The sequence below is a fragment of the Paenibacillus sp. LHD-38 genome (assembly GCF_031157315.1).
Lineage (GTDB): Bacteria > Bacillota > Bacilli > Paenibacillales > Paenibacillaceae > Pristimantibacillus.
The window spans coordinates 48827-67657 of the sequence record NZ_JAVIFU010000033.1; the positions used below are offsets into that span (position 1 = coordinate 48827).

Genomic DNA, 18831 nt, shown 5'->3' on the forward strand with positions numbered 1-18831 from the left:
TTGCTAGACTAGCTGTTTAACCCTCTTAAAAAAGGCAAAGCTAATAGAAAGGCTGAGGCGAAGCCTGTGCTTACGAAGCTGTGTTTGTTACTCAAACACGAAGCCTGTGCTTACGAAGCTGTGTTTGTTACACAAACACTTTAGGAGGGTAAACGATTATGAAACAAATATTGTTGATTACGGATGGCTGCTCCAATGTCGGGCTCAGTCCAGTAGTGGCGGCTGCGCATGCGCAGTCGGATGGGATTTCGGTTAATGTGGTAGGCGTGCTGGATCATGGTGACGTAGGTGAGCTGGGCGCAGCGGAGATCGACGAAATTGCGCGTGCGGGCGGCGGGCTAAGCAGGATGGTGAATATGCGGCAGCTCTCGCAGACCGTACAAATGATGACACGCAAGACAGTCGTTCAGACGATCCAGCTAGCTGTTCAGAAGGAATTGAAGCATGTCCTTGGCAATGGATCTATTGAGGCGCTGCCGCCAGAGAAGCGCGGCGATGTGGTACGCGTAATCGATGAACTGGGGGAAACGTCGCGCCTGCAAGTGGCACTGCTCATTGATGCAAGTGCAAGTATGAAGCCTAAGCTTGCGGCAGTAGAGGAAGCTATACGTGATCTGATGCTAAGCCTTCAAGCAAGACAAGGAAAAAGTGAAATATCTGTTTTTCATTTCCCTGGCTCAAGGCATGGTGATGATTGTGTAATGGATTTAGACTGGACGAGTCACCTTAACGGCGTGCATGCCATTTTCCCGAAACTGCAAATGGGTGGAACCACACCTACTGGCCCTGCGATTATGCAGATTGTTGATTTTTATCGTAAGGGCGATTATGGTAGACAGAGCAGAGACGAAACGGATGGGATGATGAGTGACTACGTCGTTTAAGGTTGATCTTCGCCGGGGCACGGTGGTGACCGGCAAGTGGAAGCAAGGGCGGTACAGGGTGGAAAGGTTGCTTGGGGAGGGCGCAAACGGTAAAGTATATCTCGTACAGCGTGATCGCAGCTGGTTTGCGATGAAGCTTGGCATGGATGCGCTAGATCTTCAATCCGAAATCAACGTATTGCAATCTATCGCGAAGCAGAAGCAGCACGGACAGGATTCCTACCTTTTTGAAGTGGATGATTTATATGGTCCGGATGGAAAGGAATATCCCTTTTATATTATGCGCTATGTGCTTGGAGCCAAGATGAATGAGTACTTGAAGCAGCAGGGATCGGAATGGTTTCCGCTCGTTGGCTTGAATCTGCTGGGCAAGTTGACGAAGCTGCATCAAGCGGGTTGGGTATTTGGCGATTTGAAGGTTGAAAACGTGCTGGTAGCTGACTATGGGCATGTTGAGCTTGTTGATTATGGTGGTGTGACAGCGGTAGGAAAGGGCATTCGCCAATTTACTGAAATCTATGACCGCGGCTACTGGAACGAGGGCTCGCGGTCGGCTGATCCGAGCTACGATCTTTTTTCCTTTGCAGTGCTCTGTATACAGCTGCATGAGTCAAAGCGTCTGTATCAGCTGACCGCGGAGCTTTTACCGCAAAATCGATCCGCAATCGAGCTAATGCAAATTGTTGAAACGAGCGAGGCGTTAAAGCCGATTGCTGGCTGGCTGCGGAAAGCTTTTGCGGGACAATTTACGGATGCGGGCGACGCATCTGCGGCATGGCGGTTATTAATGCATAGGCGTGATACGCATAGGCCCGCTGCAACACCTGGATGGTTGAAGGGGCTTGCGGTTGCATCTGCAGTGCTGCTAGGAACATCGGTATATTGGCTGCTGCGTAATGTGCTATAGCAGCTTGGAAAGGGAAATGAAGGTGAGGTGCTACCTGTGAATCTGCAAATCGAACTTGAGAAAGCGGCTGTGGAGCGCAGGCTTTGGTCGGCCGGCGATTGTATCGTAGTGGCGGTTTCCGGCGGACCGGATTCAATGGCGCTTTTACATATGCTTTCAACAATATCGAAGGAAAGCCATTTAACCATTATAGCGGCTCATGTGAATCACGGATTTCGAATAGAGGAGTCCGCGCATGAGCTGATGGTCGTTCAGGATTTCGCGGAACGGCTAGGGGTGATTTGTGAGACTGTGACGCTCGATATGCCCGCATACATAGAAGAAACGCGCATGAATGGACAGGCTGCTTCCCGCGAGAAGCGTTACGCTTTTTTGCATGAAATTGCAGCACGGTATGGAGCCGCGAGGATTGCGCTTGCCCATCATGCGGATGATCAGGCCGAAACGGTGCTTATGCGTTTAATTCGCGGAACAGGATTAACCGGGCTGGCTGGAATGCTTAGCAAAAGAAGAGAAAAAAACGTGGAACTTATTCGCCCGCTGCTTCGTATGAACAAGTCAGACCTTCTGCGTTACTGCGAAGACTATCATATTCCTTACTGCACGGACAGCAGCAACAAGGAACGCCATTATTTCCGAAATATTATTCGGCTAGATATTTTACCGTATCTGTCCAAACATAATCCGCAGCTGTCCCAATCGCTTCAGCACCTTGCAGAAGTAGCGGGGGCGGAGGATGAGTGGATGGAGAAACAAACCGAAGCGTTATTTGCGCAGCTCGTTACGTTATCCCCCAATGAATGCGCGATTAGCTGCATCGATTTGCACGGTCTCCACGTCGCTTTACAAAGGAGATTGATTAAACTAATATTAAGTTATCTTTCTAAGGAAACGGAAAAGATATCCTTCGAGCAGATTGAGACGATGAGGGTTGCCGCTTCCGCACATGCGCCTGCAACTTGGCGAATCGACGCTGGAGCCGGAATTCGCTGTGCTCGAGAATACGATAGGATGCGATGGATCAGTGAATCGCAGCTTGCGTTAACTGAAACAAGCGCCTATTTCTACGAGGTGGGCAAGGAAACAGCTGAATTTGCGGTCGAGCCATGCGGGTGGGCATTTGAGATTGTCCATGCTTCGGCAACAGATAGCCGTAAGCCGGTATCGCGTTACGAAGCCATCTTCGATGCATCGGAGTTATCGTATCCGCTTGTCGTTCGAAATCGGCGTCCGGGGGACAGAATTCAGGTTTTAGGATTAAATGGCTCAAAAAAAGTGCAAGATATGTTCGTTGATGAGAAAATCGCACCGCTGAAGCGGGAGCTTTATCCTTTGCTGTTCGATGCAGCTGGGAGGTTGCTCTGGATTCCGGGCATTCGAAGATCAAGTCATGCTCTGACGGATGCGCACACAATAGACGTGTTGTTCATAAGGGCAGGCAACGAATAAGAAGCACTGGTACACTCATAAACATAGTTAAGGCGTAGGGGGATTTCTACTTTGCAAAATGATATTCAAGAAGTATTGTACGACGCGCAGCAAATTGGTGAGAAGGTAAAAGAGCTTGGCGAAACACTGAGCAAAGATTTTAGCGGGCGTAATCCGCTCGTTATTTGTGTATTGAAGGGCGCGTTTATTTTTATGGCCGATTTGGTCAAGGAAATAACAGTACCGCTTGAAATTGATTTTATGGCCGTATCCAGCTATGGGCAATCCACAAAGTCATCTGGCGTAGTTAAAATTATCAAGGATCTTGATGTTTCGGTCGAAGGCCGCGATGTTCTGATCGTCGAGGATATTATCGATAGCGGGCTAACGCTCAGCTATTTAATTGATGTTCTCGAACGTCGAAACGCGAAGTCTGTTACAGTTGTAACCTTGTTCGATAAACCGGCGCGCCGCACAGTTGAACTGGAAGCGGATTACAAAGGCTTTACGCTGCCGGACGAGTTTGTTGTCGGTTATGGACTGGATTTTGCGGAAAAATACCGTAATCTACCTTATATTGGTATTTTGAAGCCGCAGGTCTATGAAAAATAGCAGCGATTCACCCGTACATGCCCTTCTCCGTATACCTCTATTGTTATGGAAAGTCATGATATGGTAAAATATTTTAAGCGTCTGAGAGGAGGTTGGGGATGAATCGGATCATCCGTAATACTGGTTTTTATTTAATTATCTTTTTGGTGACCGTTGGGATTTTTCAATTTATCAGCAGCCAAAATGACACGACAGTTGGATTGCGATATGACGAGCTTCGCGCTGCGGTTGAATCAGGCAATGTAAAGGAACTGAGTGTTAAGTATGAGAATCAAACTTATTTTGTTTCTGGTAAATATAATACAAAGCCTGCAGGCGCAGAAAGCGATCAATTTGTATCGAGGGTCAGCGTCAAAGCAGAGGAGAAGATCCTCGCTTGGCAGGAGCAATTCGGTTTTAAGCTAGAGAGCAAGGAAATGGACCAGCCAAGCATTTGGCTTACATTCCTCACCTCCATTATTCCGTTTGTCATTATTTTTGTCCTGTTCTTCTTCTTAATGAATCAAGCGCAGGGCGGCGGCGGCAAAGTCATGAACTTTGGCAAGAGCAAAGCGCGGCTTTATGATAATGAGAAGAAACGGATTACATTCGAGGATGTTGCAGGCGCTGACGAGGAGAAACAAGAGCTCGTTGAGGTTGTTGACTTCTTGAAGGATCCGCGCAAGTTCAATCTGGTAGGCGCACGTATTCCTAAGGGCGTATTGCTTGTGGGTCCTCCGGGTACAGGTAAAACCTTGCTTGCTCGTGCAGTTGCAGGGGAAGCGGGCGTGCCTTTCTTCAGTATCTCCGGTTCTGATTTCGTAGAGATGTTCGTCGGTGTCGGCGCATCCCGTGTACGTGATCTTTTCGAGAACGCGAAGAAAAACGCACCATGTATCATTTTTATCGATGAGATTGATGCTGTAGGTCGTCAGCGTGGCGCTGGTCTTGGCGGCGGACATGATGAACGTGAGCAAACGCTCAATCAGTTGCTTGTTGAAATGGATGGATTTGGCGCTAACGAAGGTATTATTATCGTTGCGGCAACCAACCGTCCGGATATTCTGGATCCAGCCCTTCTCCGTCCAGGCCGTTTTGACCGTCAAATTACGGTTGACCGTCCAGACGTGAAAGGCCGCGAAGCTGTATTGAAAGTACATGCTCGCAATAAACCGCTTGCTAAGGACGTTAAGCTTGAGATTATTGCCAAGCGTACGACAGGCTTCAGCGGCGCTGATCTTGAAAACTTACTTAATGAAGCAGCGCTTCTGGCTGCTCGTCGCAATAAAAAAGATATCGCTATGGTAGAGGTTGATGATGCGATTGACCGAATCATTGTCGGTACGGAGAAGAAAAGCCGTGTCGTTAGTGATCGCGAGAAACGAATTGTCGCATACCATGAAGCGGGACATACCATTGCAGGCTTCTTCCTGGAGCATGCGGATATGGTTCATAAAGTTACGATTATTCCTCGCGGCCGCGCAGGCGGATACGTCATCATGCTTCCGAAGGAAGACCGTATGCTTGTTACCAAGCAAGAGCTGCTTGATAAAATTACCGGCTTGCTTGCAGGCCGTGTAGCAGAAGAGCTGTTCATTGGAGAAATCGGTACAGGTGCTTACAGTGACTTTAAACAAGCGACTAGCATCGTGCGTGCTATGATTATGGAATACGGGATGAGCGATAAGCTTGGTCCAATGCAATTTGGCAGCTCGCAAGGTCAGGTGTTCCTGGGTCGCGATATCGGCCATGAACAAAACTATTCCGATGCGATTGCATATGAGATCGATCAAGAAATGCAATCCATAATTTCGGGATGCTACGATCGCGCGAAGAAGCTATTGTCAGAGAAGAGCAAGGAAATGCACTTGATTGCTCAAACGCTGCTTAGCGTGGAAACGCTCGAACTCGAGCAAATCAAACGTTTAGTTGAAACAGGTTCTTTGGATGGCAGCCCGTCTTCTGACGCAACTGCAACTGCAACTACAACTGAACCGACTACTGAGCCAATTGTTGAAACGATTGGCGATGTGAAGGTACGCATCCAAACTCGTGAACAGGATGAAGCGAAAGATCCAGTCCTGGAGAAGCGCGATAACGTAGAAGATCCGGACAAGAACGAGTAGATTTCTAATATTAATGGCTAGCTATAGTCGTCCTGCTGCTTGTAATAAGTGGCAGGACGACTATTTTTTTCTTTATTAATGTTCGGGTTTAGCCTATAATACGGGTATAAACCAATAGCGAAAAAACAAAAAAGCTAACACGATAGTTTATATTTTTTGTCCATATGTTACATAAATACTACACGAATGTAAAATTGATGGTTTTATGTTACATAACCTTACATTAAATCATTGACGTTTATTTTTTTGTAACTATAATGAAATAATAGCGGCCAAGATCAGCAAGAATAAGAAGGTAAACAGGGGTTGCACAGCATTACCAAAACTCAGGGCAAGGGAGAGAACACGCATGAAAAAAACATTTAGCTTAATGCTTGTAATGATGATCGCGTTGACACTAGTGTTGTCGGCTTGCGGAGCGAAGAATAACAATGAGGGCGGAGCAAACACAGGTACTAATGAGGGTACTAAAGTTGAATCCGATGGAACGGGTAAAGACTTTAAGATCGGCATGGTTACTGATGTAGGAGGCGTACATGACAAATCCTTCAACCAAAGCGCTTGGGAGGCTCTTGAGACTGTAACAGCCGAGACGGGTGCTGCTACTAAGTTCTTGGAGAGTGAAGGCGAAGCCGATATGGAGCCGAATCTGAACAGCTTCGTTAAAGAAGGCTACAACCTGACTTGGGGTATCGGTTTCTTATTCAATGATGCGCTTAGCAAAGTAGCAAAAGAGAACCCTGATGCTAAGCTCGCTGTCATCGATAGTGTTATTGAAGCGCCAAACGTTGCTTCTATTACTTTCGCTGAGCATGAAGGTTCTTTCCTGGTGGGCGTTGTGGCGGGTCTTATGACCAAAACAAACAAAATTGGCTTTGTAGGCGGAATGGAAATCCCGGTTATCAAAAAGTTTGAGGCTGGCTTTAAAGCAGGCGTTACTGCCGTTAAACCTGATGCTAAGGTTGAGGTAGATTATACTGGTGATTTTGGTAAGTCCGACCTTGGTAAATTGGCTGCTGCTACAATGTACGATGGCGGAGTGGATATTATTTTCCATGCAGCTGGCGGAACAGGTAACGGAGTATTTAATGAAGCAAAAGCCCGTAAGGACAATGGAGACGATGTATGGGTTATCGGTGTAGATAAAGACCAATCGCTAGAATTTGGTGATGAAATCACGCTTACATCGATGATGAAGGGCGTTGAAGCGGCGGTTCATAAAGTATCGAAAGATTTGATCGCCGGGAATTTTGCAGGCGGTACGACGCAAGAGCTAGGTTTGAAACATGATGCTGTTGGTTTGCCGGATACATCTGAAAAGAACGTTCCTGCTGATGTGCTTGCTAAAGTAGAAGAATACAAAGCAAAAATCGTTAGCGGCGAAATCAAAGTACCGACTGAATAGTTTTCACCATTCAATGGTATCCTTTGATTGAGGATCGTTTGTCGATGGATCAGATAAGACCGGCTTCGGCCGGTCTTTATTCATTTTTATCAAAAGAATCTATAAGTTTTCTCGCTTATCGGATTCTTAATTTGCGATTCATGTTTACATAGGGGTAAAAACCGGGGAGATGATGAAGAATGGACCGGAGCATAACAGCAGTAGAATTAAAAGGAATCACCAAACGGTTTCCTGGACTGGTTGCCAATGATTCCATCAATTTTGAATTGAAAAAAGGTGAGATTCATGCGCTGCTCGGCGAGAATGGCGCAGGAAAATCGACGCTTATGAACATCCTTTTTGGCCTTTATCAGCCAGATGAGGGTGAAATTTGGGTTAACGGAAAACAGACTGTTATAGAGGGTGCCTCAAAGGCTATTGATCTAGGCATCGGCATGGTGCATCAGCATTTTAAGCTCGTGCAGCCGTTTACAGTATCAGAAAATATTGTACTTGGAAATGAGCCTGTAAAAGGGTTGAAAATTGACTACAAGCTTGCAAATGAGAAGGTTCGGACAATCTCCGAGCGTTATGGTCTTAAAGTAGATCCTCAGGCGCGAATTAAAGATATTACAGTAGGTATGCAGCAGCGTGTTGAGATACTAAAAACGTTATACCGCGGTGCGGAAATCGTTATTTTTGACGAGCCGACTGCCGTATTGACCGTTCAGGAAATCGAGGAGCTAATTGAGATTATTCGCAACCTGGCTGCGGAAGGCAAATCGATTATTATCATTACGCACAAATTGAAAGAGGTTATGGCGCTTGCAGACTCTGTAACTGTTATTCGACGCGGCAAGGTGATCAAAACCGTGACAACGAAAGAGACAAATGAGCAGCAGCTTGCGGAGCTGATGGTTGGCCGGGACGTTTCCTTTGAAGTTCAGAAAACAAAGCAAGAGCCTGGCGAGGTTATTTTATCGGTAGATGCCTTACAGATGAAGGGCGAACAAGGCAAAAATGCTTTGAATGGCGTTAGCTTTAATATCCGGGCCGGAGAAATTGTCGGGATAGCGGGAGTTGACGGTAACGGGCAAAGCGAGCTCATTTATGCGATTACAGGAATGCGTAAGGTCGATAGCGGCAGTGTGAAGCTGAACGGCCATGATATGACCAACCGTTCTCCGCGGCAAGTATCGGTAGCCGGCGTAGGCCATATTCCAGAGGACAGGCATAAGCATGGTTTAGTACTCGACTTCAGCGTTAGTGAAAATATGATTTTAAACACATACTTCGAACCGGTGTTCGGAAGGTCGATGTTCATTGATTACAAAGCAATGGATGTGCTGTCCGATAAGCTCGTGAAGGAGTTTGACGTTCGATCATCGGGCATTCATACCCATGCGCGCGCGTTATCAGGAGGCAATCAGCAGAAGGCCATTATTGCGCGTGAGCTGAACAAGGATCCGGATTTGTTGATTGCCGTGCAGCCGACTCGCGGGCTGGATATCGGCGCTATTGAATATGTACATAAACGGTTAGTCCAGGCCCGAAACGAAGGCAAAGCCATTTTGCTTGTATCCTTTGAGCTTGATGAGCTTTATGCCTTGTCTGATCGCATCGCGGTCATGTACGAGGGCAGGCTGATGGGTGAGGTTGATGCGGAAAGCAGAGATGACCAGCAGCTTGGACTTATGATGGCAGGAAATAAATCTGCCGCAGCTGCTGCGGCAGAAGGGAGAGGATAGCGTACATGGAAACGTTGAAAAAAATATTTAACAAGTCGTCTATCCTCATACCGATTGTGGCAATTATACTCGGCCTTATCATCGGGGCAATTGCGATGTTGGCGGGCGGGTATAACCCAATTTTAGCCTACACATCTTTGCTGGATAAGCTGTTTAGTTCTCCGTATAACATTGGCGAGGCGATCCGTGCGATTACGCCGTTGATCTTTACCGGACTTGCGGTATCGTTTGCATTCCGTACAGGGCTGTTTAATATCGGGGTAGAAGGCCAATTTGTAATGGGAATGACAGGAGCGACCATTGTAGGCGTGCTGCTCGATTTGCCTTGGTTCATTCATGCTCCGCTGGCCGTTGTTACAGGGGCCGTATTCGGTGGCTTATGGGCAGGCATAGCGGGGTATTTAAAAGCAAAACGCGGAGTTAATGAAGTTATTTCATCCATTATGCTGAACTGGATTGCGCTGTTTCTATCCAACTTTATCGTTGCGAAGTTCCTTGTTGAGAAGGGACAGCAGAAATCAATGCCGATTCATGAGTCTGCGATGGTGAAAATTGACTGGCTTGTTAAACTGATGGATAACGCACGCATGCACTGGGGTACCATTATTGCCATCCTTTGCATCATTTTGTTCTATATTGTGCTTTGGCGCACTAAGCAGGGCTATGAGCTTCGCGCAGTCGGCCATAATCCGGATGCGGCCTTGTATGCGGGCATGAACGTGAATGTGACAATGGTAAAATCGATGTTTATTAGCGGTATATTTGCAGGACTTGGCGGCGTGTTTGAAATTTTGGGCGTCTTCGGCAATCAGACCGTTATGGCTGCTTCACCTGGTTACGGTTTCGACGGCATTGCGGTAGCCCTTCTAGGTGGCAATACACCGATTGGGGTGCTTCTTGGCGCAATTCTATTCGGCGGACTTAGCTACGGCTCGGCAGGCATGAGCTTTGGTGCGGGAGTACCTCCCGAGGTTGTGCGAATTGTAATCGGCGCCGTTATTTTCTTCGTTGCTTCGCATGGATTAGTGAAGTGGTTCTTGAAGCCTTTTCTAAATAAACGTGCAAGCAAGCGGAAGGAGGCGGTGTAGAATGAACGTGCTCGAAGTCATTGGACAGCTTATTAATACAACGCTCGTGTTTTCCACCGCGCTTATCTTTGCGGCGCTTGGCGGGATGTACTCCGAGCGTTCTGGCGTCGTTAACATTGGACTAGAGGGCTTGATGGTGTCCGGCGCATTTGCAGCGGCAGTCGCTACTGAGTATGCCATACAAGCTGGTCTTGAGAATGCTTCGCCATGGATCGGGTTTATTGCGGCAGGCATATACGGCGTGCTGGTAGCGCTGTTGCATGCGATATCAACGATAACGTTCCGTGCCGACCAAACCGTAGTGGGTGTCGTTATTAATATCCTCTCGCTCGGCTTGTCACTCTACCTAACCAAAAGCTTGTATGAAGGTTCAGGGCAAACGCCGCTTTTGGAAAATGTATTCCGCAAATTGCAGATTCCTTTCTTATCGGATATCCCTTTGCTTGGCAAAGCGATTTTCACCGCGTATCCAACGACTTATATCGTTATCGCGCTAGCTTTTATCAGCTACTTTGTCTTATTCCGGACGCCTTTCGGATTGCGTCTGCGCGCGGTTGGCGAGCATCCAAGCTCTGCGGATACAGTTGGTATCAGCGTTACGAAATACCGATACATCGGCGTGCTGCTCAGCGGCGCGCTGGCGGGTCTTGGCGGTGCGACGATTACGTTAACCACGACAAGCAGCTTTGCACATAATACGATTTCGGGCCAAGGCTTTATCGCGCTGGCAGCACTGATATTCGGCAAGTGGAATCCGCTCGGCGTTGTTGGGGCCGCGATGTTCTTTGGTCTCGCGCAAGCGCTCAGAAGCTTTATGCAGCGGTTTGAATTCGCGCAGCAAATTCCGGCTGAGTTTTTCTACATGCTTCCATACGTTTTGACGCTCATCGTTTTAGCAGGCGCTGTCGGCCGCTCGAATGCTCCATCGGCACTTGGGCAGCCTTACGATCCTGCAAAGCGGTAGTCACCCAAAAGTCTCTTTCCATAACGGAAAGAGGCTTTTTTTATTTATAGAGGTGTGAAACGAGTGCATTTGAGGAAGCGGAAGGAGGGAGTTGTTTACGCTTGTGCATTGCAAAAAAGGCGCGTTCACACCGAATGCTGCCCATATACGGCTGTCAAAATAATTAATTTTAATTTGCTGCCCCAAAATGGCCTTTAATACATTGACAGTAGCATCTACCGCGTGTAAATTAAAACTTAATCAAATGAATTTATCCCTTTTGGTTTAAACTATAGGTAAGCGACTTTCTAAGTTTGTGCATCAATTCACAAAGTCGAGCTTGCCGTATAACGGAATGGGCATTATCCCCCATCCCTCATAAGAGGAGAGGATCTACTGTGGAAGCACTGGCACTGGAACGCAAGGCGGAGCAAAACCGAGAGCTGCGTGAACGGTTGTTACAGTTGAAGAAAGAACGGAATGCAATCATATTAGCCCATTATTACCAGCGTGATGAAATTCAAGAGGTTGCCGATTTCCGCGGGGACTCCTTTCTGCTTGCACAGAAGGCAGCTCAAACCGATGCCGATGTAATCGTATTTTGCGGCGTGCATTTTATGGGCGAGAGCGCAAAGATTTTGGCTCCAAACAAGACGGTTATTATTCCTGATGAGCGTGCCGGCTGCCCGATGGCGGACATGGTGAGCGTGGATGGCTTACGCAAGCTGAAGGCTCAGCATCCTAATGCGAAGGTCGTCACTTACATTAACTCATCTGCTGAAATTAAAGCGGAAACAGACATCTGCTGTACGTCTGCGAATGCGGTTAAAGTCGTCAATTCGGTAGAGGGTGACGAGGTCATCTGGGTACCGGACAAGAACCTTGGTCATTACGTGCAGCAGAATACCGATAAGAAAATGATTATCTGGGAAGGCTACTGCAACACGCATGACATGTTGACGGTAAAAGACGTTGAAGAAATGAAAGTGAAATACCCGAATGCGCAATTTGTCGTGCACCCGGAATGCCGTCCAGAAGTAGTTGAGCTAGGTGATTTTGTAGGCAGTACAACCGCTATCATTAAATATTGTAAAGAATCGGATTGCCAAGAGTTTATTGTCGGAACAGAGGATGGTACAGGCTACCAGCTTCGTTTAGACAGCCCGGGCAAAACGTTCCATTTTGCATCTAAATATTTGGTTTGCCCTAACATGAAGGTAAATAATTTGAAGAAGCTCGTTAAAGCGTTAGAAACGATGCAGCCTCAGATTTATGTACCGCCGCATGTTGCGGATCAAGCCCGTTTATCCTTGGAGCGTATGTTACTGGTGAAATAATATGCGCTGCTCCTATGCTTGAAATATAAGATCGATAAGCTATACCTTTATTTATTGCTTATATTTCATTTAGAGACGTAAGCAGCCCAGCAAAAGGTCGGCATTTGCCGTTTACGCTTGGAGGAGCCATGATGATTCCCAGATATTTAGTCGATGTGCAGCTGAGTGAGCTGCCTGTTATTGAAAAAGATGTTATCGTTATCGGGGCCGGCATTGCCGGTCTTTTTACCGCTATTCGGGCAAGTGAAAACAACTCCGTCCTTATGATAACGAAAAAATCGCTGCTGGACAGCAACACGCGTTATGCCCAGGGCGGTATTGCCGCGGTTATTTCGGATGAGGATTCACCCGCATACCATAGGCAGGATACACTCGTAGCCGGCGCGGGCTTATGCTCCAATGAAGCAGTCGATGTACTGGTTCACGAAGGCCCTAAAGGAGTTCGCCGCTTGATCAAAATGGGAACGCAGTTCGATTTGGAAAATGGTGAATTTGCGCTTACGAAGGAAGGCGCGCATAGCCAGCGGCGTATTTTGCATGCCAATGGTGATGCAACCGGCTTCGAAATTGTACGAGCTCTTTCCGAAACGGCGGTAGCTAATCCGAAAATCGAGGTTTGGGATGATCATTTCGTTATCGATTTGGTCACGCAAGACGATGTTTGCTGCGGTGCCATCGTACAGAAGCCAAACGGTCAACGTTTGTTCGTCAAAGGAAAAGCAGTTATTCTCAGCTCGGGCGGTGCCGGTCAGCTGTATCGTTATACTACGAATCCTGAAGTTGCAACGGGAGACGGCATTGCAATGGCTTATCGCGCAGGCGCGTACATACAAGATGTAGAATTTATTCAATTTCATCCGACCTCGCTCTGTTATCCGGGCGCACCTAGATTTTTGATTTCGGAGGCTGTCCGGGGAGAGGGTGCGTATCTTCGTAATATTAAGGGAGAACGGTTCATGGAACGTTATCATGAGCAGTTAGAGCTTGCTCCCAGGGATGTCGTAGCGCGAGCGATCGTCAGCGAAATGGAAGAGACGAAGTCGACCTTTGTTTATATTGATATTACGCATGAATCGCCGGAAATGGTCAAGCATCGTTTTCCTACTATATATGAATACTGCTTGAGATATGGCTTGGACCTCACTTCGGACTGGATACCGGTAGCGCCGGCTATGCATTATATGATGGGCGGAGTGAAAACCGATCTAAATGGGGAAACAAATATTAAGCGCTTGTTCGCTTGCGGTGAGGTTTCTTCAACCGGCGTACATGGTGCCAATCGGCTTGCCAGCAACTCGCTTTCCGAAGCGATTGTTTTTGGCAGAAGAATTGTAAAGCGCATTGACGAGCTTCCGGGCCATTCGGTTCAGCCTACTATCGAGAATGAAATAGAGCGCAGCAGCACACCAATTCAGGCAGTTGTAGAAAGGCGGCTTAAACTGCAAAAAATTATGGTGCGGTATGCAGGTCTGCGAAGAGATGCCAAGGGTCTTGAAAAAGGGCTTGAGGAATTGAAGCGGCAGCTGCCTATTTATCAATCGATACTAACAGAACGCGAAGAGTATGAATTTGCTAATCTGCTTACATGTGCGTTGCTGACTACGGAAGCTGCGCTCTCGCGCGAGGAAAGCCGCGGTGCGCATTTCAGGGAGGATTTCCCGGTTCGCGACGATGTGATGTGGAGAAAGCATACGGTGTTGCACCGTCTATATGGAATGACGGAGGAGCGAATAGAGGATGTTTGAATGGACGGCAGGCGGTTATGATACAGCAGTTCGCGAGCAAATTCGCGGCTGGCTGGCTGAGGATATAGGCAGCGGAGATATAACAACGGAGACGACGATCCCCAGGGATTCACGCTCGAAGGCTGTTATTCATGTAAAAGAAAGCGGCATTATCGCAGGACTGCCAATAGCGAAGCTTGTGTTTGAGGTTGTGGATTCATCGCTTGTATTTCTTCCGAATGTGCAGGACGGCGATCAAGTAAATAAAGGAACGGTACTCGCTACAGTAGAAGGCAGCACGCACAGCTTGCTCATTGGCGAGCGTCTAGCGCTTAATTTGATGCAAAGGCTGTCAGGCATAGCGACCAAGACGCGCGCTTTTGTCGATGCGCTTGAGGGGCTGCCGGTTCGGCTAGTCGATACACGCAAAACAACGCCAGGACACCGTATGCTTGAGAAATATGCGGTACGCATAGGCGGAGGGGCCAATCATCGTTTTGGATTATATGATGCCGTGATGATTAAGGATAATCATATAAAAGGCTCCGGCGGCATTCGCGCTGCGGTTGAAGCAGCTCGCCGCAAAATCCCGCATACCATGAAAATCGAAGTTGAGACGGAATCGCTTGAGCAAGTAAGCGAAGCACTGGCTTGCGGAGCAGATATCATTATGCTGGACAATATGGCTCCTGCTCTGATGAAGGAAGCTGTTGCCCAAATAAAAACGAACTCTCCTCATGTCATTGTAGAAGCATCAGGCGGCGTTTCATTAGAGACGATTAAGGGTATTGCAGAGTGTGGCGTGGACGTCATTTCGGTAGGCGGATTGACTTATTCCTTCCATGCGCTGGATATTAGCCTGGATTTGAATGCGAAGAAAGGTGGGAAACCGCTTTGATCCTCGTCATTGATGTCGGGAATACGAACATCGTACTTGGCATATACAAAGGAAAAGATCTGCTGCATCATTGGCGGCTAAGCACGAATCGTTCAGCGACGGTAGATGAATACGGCATAAATATTCATAATCTGTTTCATTATGCAGGCGTGAAGCTTGAGCAGATGGACGGTGTCATTATTTCCTCTGTCGTACCTCCTTTAATGCGAACGCTAGAGCAGCTATGCTTAAAATATTTGCGCAAAACTCCCTTAGTCGTGGGTCCTGGCGTAAAAACCGGATTGAATATACGTTATGAAAACCCGCGTGAGGTGGGAGCGGACCGTATTGTGAATTCGGTGGCGGGTATCGTAAAATACGGTTCACCGCTTATTGTCGTTGATTTTGGCACGGCGACAACCTTTGATTATATCGATGAAGGCGGCAACTATCTCGGCGGCGCCATCGTGCCTGGCATCGGCATTTCAACAGAGGCGCTTTATCAGCGGGCCGCAAAGCTACCACGCATCGAGCTGGTTAAGCCGAAGAGCGTTATTGGCCGCAATCCGGTAACGTCGATGCAGGCTGGTATTATTTTTGGCTATGCAGGACAGGTGGATGGGATTGTGAAGCGAATTCGTGAAGAATTCGGCGTTTCGCCGCGGGTGATCGCAACCGGAGGGCTGGCGGAGTTAATTGCCTCTGAATCGGAAACGATAGAAGAAGTCGATCCGCTGCTTACGCTTGAAGGCTTAAGGATTATATATGAACGCAATCAGGAGGGATTATGATGGACAATCAGCTGAAGGACGTGCTGGTGCGAGGGACGGCATGGAACGGCAAAATTCGAGTGTTCGCGGCTCGCACGACTCAGCTTGTTGAAGAGCTTCGTCAAAGGCATGGCACCTATCCAACGGCTACGGCAGCACTAGGAAGGACCTTGACGGCAGGTGCCATCATGGGAGCCATGCTGAAAGGGCAAGAAAAACTGACGATTCAAGTGAAGGGTGACGGGCCGATCGGCCAGATCGTCGTTGACGCTAATGCAGACGGGGAACTGCGGGGATACGTTGATCATCCACAGGTGCACCTGCCCAGCAATGCGCAAGGCAAGCTGGATGTGGCGGGAGCAGTCGGACGCAGCGGACATCTTCATATTACAAAGGATCTAGGAATGAAGGAGCCTTATCGCGGCAGTATTCCGATTGTTTCGGGCGAGCTCGGTGAGGATTTTACTTATTATTTTGCGGTTTCGGAGCAAACGCCTTCCGCGGTAGGCCTAGGTGTTCTAGTCGATACAGATAATTCAGTGCTGCATGCTGGCGGATTCATCGTTCAACTTATGCCTGGATTAACAGACGAGGAAATCACAAGGCTCGAGCAGGCGGTTGGCACGATGCCTCCCGTGACGACACTGCTTGATCAAGGTAAGACACCTGAAGAATTGCTGAGCTGGATCGTCGGTGATAGCGATCTTCAGATTCACGATACAATGGATTTAAAATTTCAATGCTTTTGTTCCTCTGAGCGCGTGGAGCAGACGCTTCTCAGTTTGGGCGAGCATGAGCTGCAGCAAATTATTGAAGAAGACGGAAAAGCGGAAGTCGTGTGCCAATTTTGCAACGAAGCGTATACATTTGAACGGGCTCAGCTAGAGCTGCTGCTTGCTCAAGCGAAACCGAAGCCGATCCAATAATCGGAGGCAATAGGGGAATGAGGAAATACGAGGTGCTGAGGGCCGTTGTCATCCTTCAAGCCGTATGTATGGTTGTTTTAACGATAGTCGTAGTCATAAAGGTGTGGCCGGGGAATGAGCGCCAGCTGGATCAACAGCCGCAAACGAGTGTTGGCAGTGAGGAGGATCTCGTTGACCCCAGCAAGCCAGGCCAAACGCCAGACGTGGATTCCCCTGAGTTAGGGGATGAACGGCGAGTTGTCGCTAGGGTAGGCAAGGTAATGATTACAGCGGCTGAACTGCAAAGTGAGCTTCAGAAGCAGTACGGGTCAGCCGTTTTGCGCACGCTAATGGTTCACAAAGCGATTGATTTGGAGGCAGCGGCTTCTGAGCTCAGCATTTCGGCGGAAGAGCAAAGCCGAGAGCTGGAGAAGATGGCCGAAGGCTATGAAAGCGAGTCGCGTTATTACGAAGTGATGCAGGAACAGCTTGGCATGAGCAAGGAGCAGGTACTGGAAGATCTTCGTTATCGGCTGCTGCTGGAGAAAATCGCCGTTCGCGGCATTGTCGTCTCGGATGAAGAGGTCGATCGTTATATAGCCGATCACCCGGAGGAGTTCGAAGCGCGAATACAGCTCCATCTGCAATGGATTAAGACGGAAACGGCAAAAGAAGCGAATACAGTGCTTGAGCTGCTTACAAACGGGGAAGATTTTGCAGAGCTTGCCCGCACGTATTCGATCGATTCCTTTACGGCAGATGCTGGCGGCGACCTCGGCGTAATTGATGAAGATGACCCGTTCTACGATCATGAAATGCTGGAAACGGCTGGCCGGCTGCAGATCGCCGAAATGGCTGGTCCCCTAAAGGTTGATGGAGGCTTTGCGGTCATTCGGCTCATCGAACGCCAAATGACAACGAATATAACAGGAAGCAGGCTGCATGATGCTGTTCGCAAGCAGCTGGCACTGGCGCGAGCTGACTCGCTGACAGAAATGGAAGATGAGCTGCTGAATAAATATGATGCGGTGAAAACGGAATAGCGGCCCGCATGGGTTAGGTTTTCAGTGGAGTGATAAAGTCACTATTGACAACGGATGCAAGACATTGATAAGATGGAATTAGTGAAAATACCAACTGAATTAGTCGGAATAAGGAGGCAGTTATTTCCATGGCCAAAATTGTGCAAAGTATTCTAGATCTTATCGGTGATACTCCGCTTGTTCGTTTAAATCGTCTTGTACCTGAAGGCAGTGCTGAAGTTTATGTTAAACTTGAATACCAAAATCCGGGTGCAAGCGTAAAAGACCGTATTGCAATCAGCATGATCGAGGTGGCTGAGCAAGAAGGAATCATTAAACCGGGCGATACTATCATTGAGCCTACCAGCGGCAACACAGGAATCGGACTAGCACTCGTAGCAGCTGCTAAAGGCTACAAGGCTATTCTTGTTATGCCTGAAACAATGAGTATCGAGCGTCGCAACCTGCTTCGCGCTTACGGCGCAGAGCTTGTGCTTACACCGGGCTCTGAGGGTATGAACGGTGCCGTTCGCAAAGCGGAAGAGCTTGCCGCTGCGAACCCTAACTATTTCTTGCCGCAGCAATTCAAAAACCAAGCAAACGTTAAGATTCACCGCGAAACGACAGGTCCTGAAATCGTTGAAGCGATCAACTCCCTTGACGGCAAGTTGGATGCATTTGTTGCCGGTATCGGTACTGGCGGTACGATTTCCGGTACGGGTGAAGTTCTTAAGAAAAACTTTGACGGAATCAAAATTTATGCGGTAGAGCCTGCGGCTTCTCCAATTCTTTCTGGAGGCAAGCCAGGCGCTCACAAAATTCAAGGTATCGGCGCTAACTTTGTACCTGATATTTTGAACCGTGAAATTTATGACGCAGTTATTACGATCGAGAACGAAGATGCGTTTGAATACGCTCGTCGCGCAGCGAAAGAAGAAGGCATCCTTTGTGGTATCTCTTCGGGCGCAGCGATCTATGCGGCGTTGCAAGTTGCAAAAGAGCTTGGCGCAGGCAAACGTGTAGTTGCGATCGTTCCAAGCAACGGCGAACGTTACCTTTCCACTCCGTTGTTCAACTTCGAAAACTAATTTTTGTTA

16 protein-coding genes are annotated in these 18831 nt (G+C 48.1%); all 16 read left to right on the forward strand.

Annotated elements, in window-relative coordinates:
• Positions 1–158: 158 nt before the first annotated feature.
• The 16 genes from RCO25_RS23755 to cysK all read left to right on the forward strand — a co-directional run bounded on the left by RCO25_RS23755 (position 159) and on the right by cysK (position 18822).
• Complete coding sequence (locus RCO25_RS23755) at positions 159–884, forward strand: VWA domain-containing protein (RefSeq protein ID WP_308998602.1); 726 nt, start codon at positions 159–161, stop codon at positions 882–884.
• Entirely contained in the window at positions 868–1791 is a 924-nt protein-coding gene (locus RCO25_RS23760) for a protein kinase domain-containing protein (RefSeq protein WP_308998603.1), read from the forward strand. Before RCO25_RS23755 ends, RCO25_RS23760 begins: the two co-directional genes overlap by 17 nt.
• Before the next feature lie 36 nt (positions 1792–1827).
• Positions 1828–3240 carry a tRNA lysidine(34) synthetase TilS gene (gene tilS, locus RCO25_RS23765; RefSeq protein WP_308998604.1) on the forward strand — a complete coding sequence of 471 codons (1413 nt, stop codon included), beginning with the start codon at positions 1828–1830 and terminating at the stop codon, positions 3238–3240.
• 51 nt (positions 3241–3291) lie between these two features.
• Entirely contained in the window at positions 3292–3831 is a 540-nt protein-coding gene (gene hpt / locus RCO25_RS23770; RefSeq protein ID WP_308998605.1) for a hypoxanthine phosphoribosyltransferase, read from the forward strand.
• Between the two features lie 98 nt (positions 3832–3929).
• Positions 3930–5936, forward strand: a complete 2007-nt coding sequence (gene ftsH, locus RCO25_RS23775) for an ATP-dependent zinc metalloprotease FtsH (protein ID WP_308998606.1) — start codon at positions 3930–3932, stop codon at positions 5934–5936.
• A 349-nt stretch (positions 5937–6285) separates the two neighbouring features.
• Positions 6286–7341 (forward strand): BMP family lipoprotein, encoded by a 1056-nt coding sequence (locus RCO25_RS23780; protein ID WP_308998607.1) that lies wholly within the window; start codon positions 6286–6288, stop codon positions 7339–7341.
• 179 nt (positions 7342–7520) lie between these two features.
• Entirely contained in the window at positions 7521–9068 is a 1548-nt protein-coding gene (locus RCO25_RS23785; protein WP_308998608.1) for an ABC transporter ATP-binding protein, read from the forward strand.
• Positions 9069–9073: 5 nt separating this feature from the next.
• Positions 9074–10156 (forward strand): ABC transporter permease, encoded by a 1083-nt coding sequence (locus RCO25_RS23790; protein WP_308998609.1) that lies wholly within the window; start codon positions 9074–9076, stop codon positions 10154–10156.
• A 1-nt stretch (position 10157) separates the two neighbouring features.
• Complete coding sequence (locus RCO25_RS23795; protein WP_308998610.1) at positions 10158–11120, forward strand: ABC transporter permease; 963 nt, start codon at positions 10158–10160, stop codon at positions 11118–11120.
• Between the two features lie 377 nt (positions 11121–11497).
• Positions 11498–12436 carry a quinolinate synthase NadA gene (nadA, locus tag RCO25_RS23800; protein WP_308998611.1) on the forward strand — a complete coding sequence of 313 codons (939 nt, stop codon included), beginning with the start codon at positions 11498–11500 and terminating at the stop codon, positions 12434–12436.
• Between the two features lie 131 nt (positions 12437–12567).
• Positions 12568–14181 (forward strand): L-aspartate oxidase, encoded by a 1614-nt coding sequence (gene nadB / locus RCO25_RS23805; protein ID WP_308998626.1) that lies wholly within the window; start codon positions 12568–12570, stop codon positions 14179–14181.
• Complete coding sequence (gene nadC, locus RCO25_RS23810; protein WP_308998612.1) at positions 14174–15058, forward strand: carboxylating nicotinate-nucleotide diphosphorylase; 885 nt, start codon at positions 14174–14176, stop codon at positions 15056–15058. The genes nadB and nadC overlap by 8 nt, the downstream gene beginning before the upstream one ends.
• Positions 15055–15828, forward strand: a complete 774-nt coding sequence (locus RCO25_RS23815; protein WP_308998613.1) for a type III pantothenate kinase — start codon at positions 15055–15057, stop codon at positions 15826–15828. The genes nadC and RCO25_RS23815 overlap by 4 nt, the downstream gene beginning before the upstream one ends.
• The gene (gene hslO, locus RCO25_RS23820) at positions 15828–16733 is read left to right on the forward strand and encodes an Hsp33 family molecular chaperone HslO (RefSeq protein WP_308998627.1); all 906 of its coding nucleotides are present in this window, start codon (positions 15828–15830) and stop codon (positions 16731–16733) included. Before RCO25_RS23815 ends, hslO begins: the two co-directional genes overlap by 1 nt.
• A gap of 17 nt (positions 16734–16750) precedes the next feature.
• The gene (locus RCO25_RS23825) at positions 16751–17755 is read left to right on the forward strand and encodes a peptidylprolyl isomerase (protein WP_308998614.1); all 1005 of its coding nucleotides are present in this window, start codon (positions 16751–16753) and stop codon (positions 17753–17755) included.
• A gap of 128 nt (positions 17756–17883) precedes the next feature.
• Positions 17884–18822 carry a cysteine synthase A gene (cysK, locus tag RCO25_RS23830; RefSeq protein ID WP_308998615.1) on the forward strand — a complete coding sequence of 313 codons (939 nt, stop codon included), beginning with the start codon at positions 17884–17886 and terminating at the stop codon, positions 18820–18822.
• Positions 18823–18831: the final 9 nt, after the last annotated feature.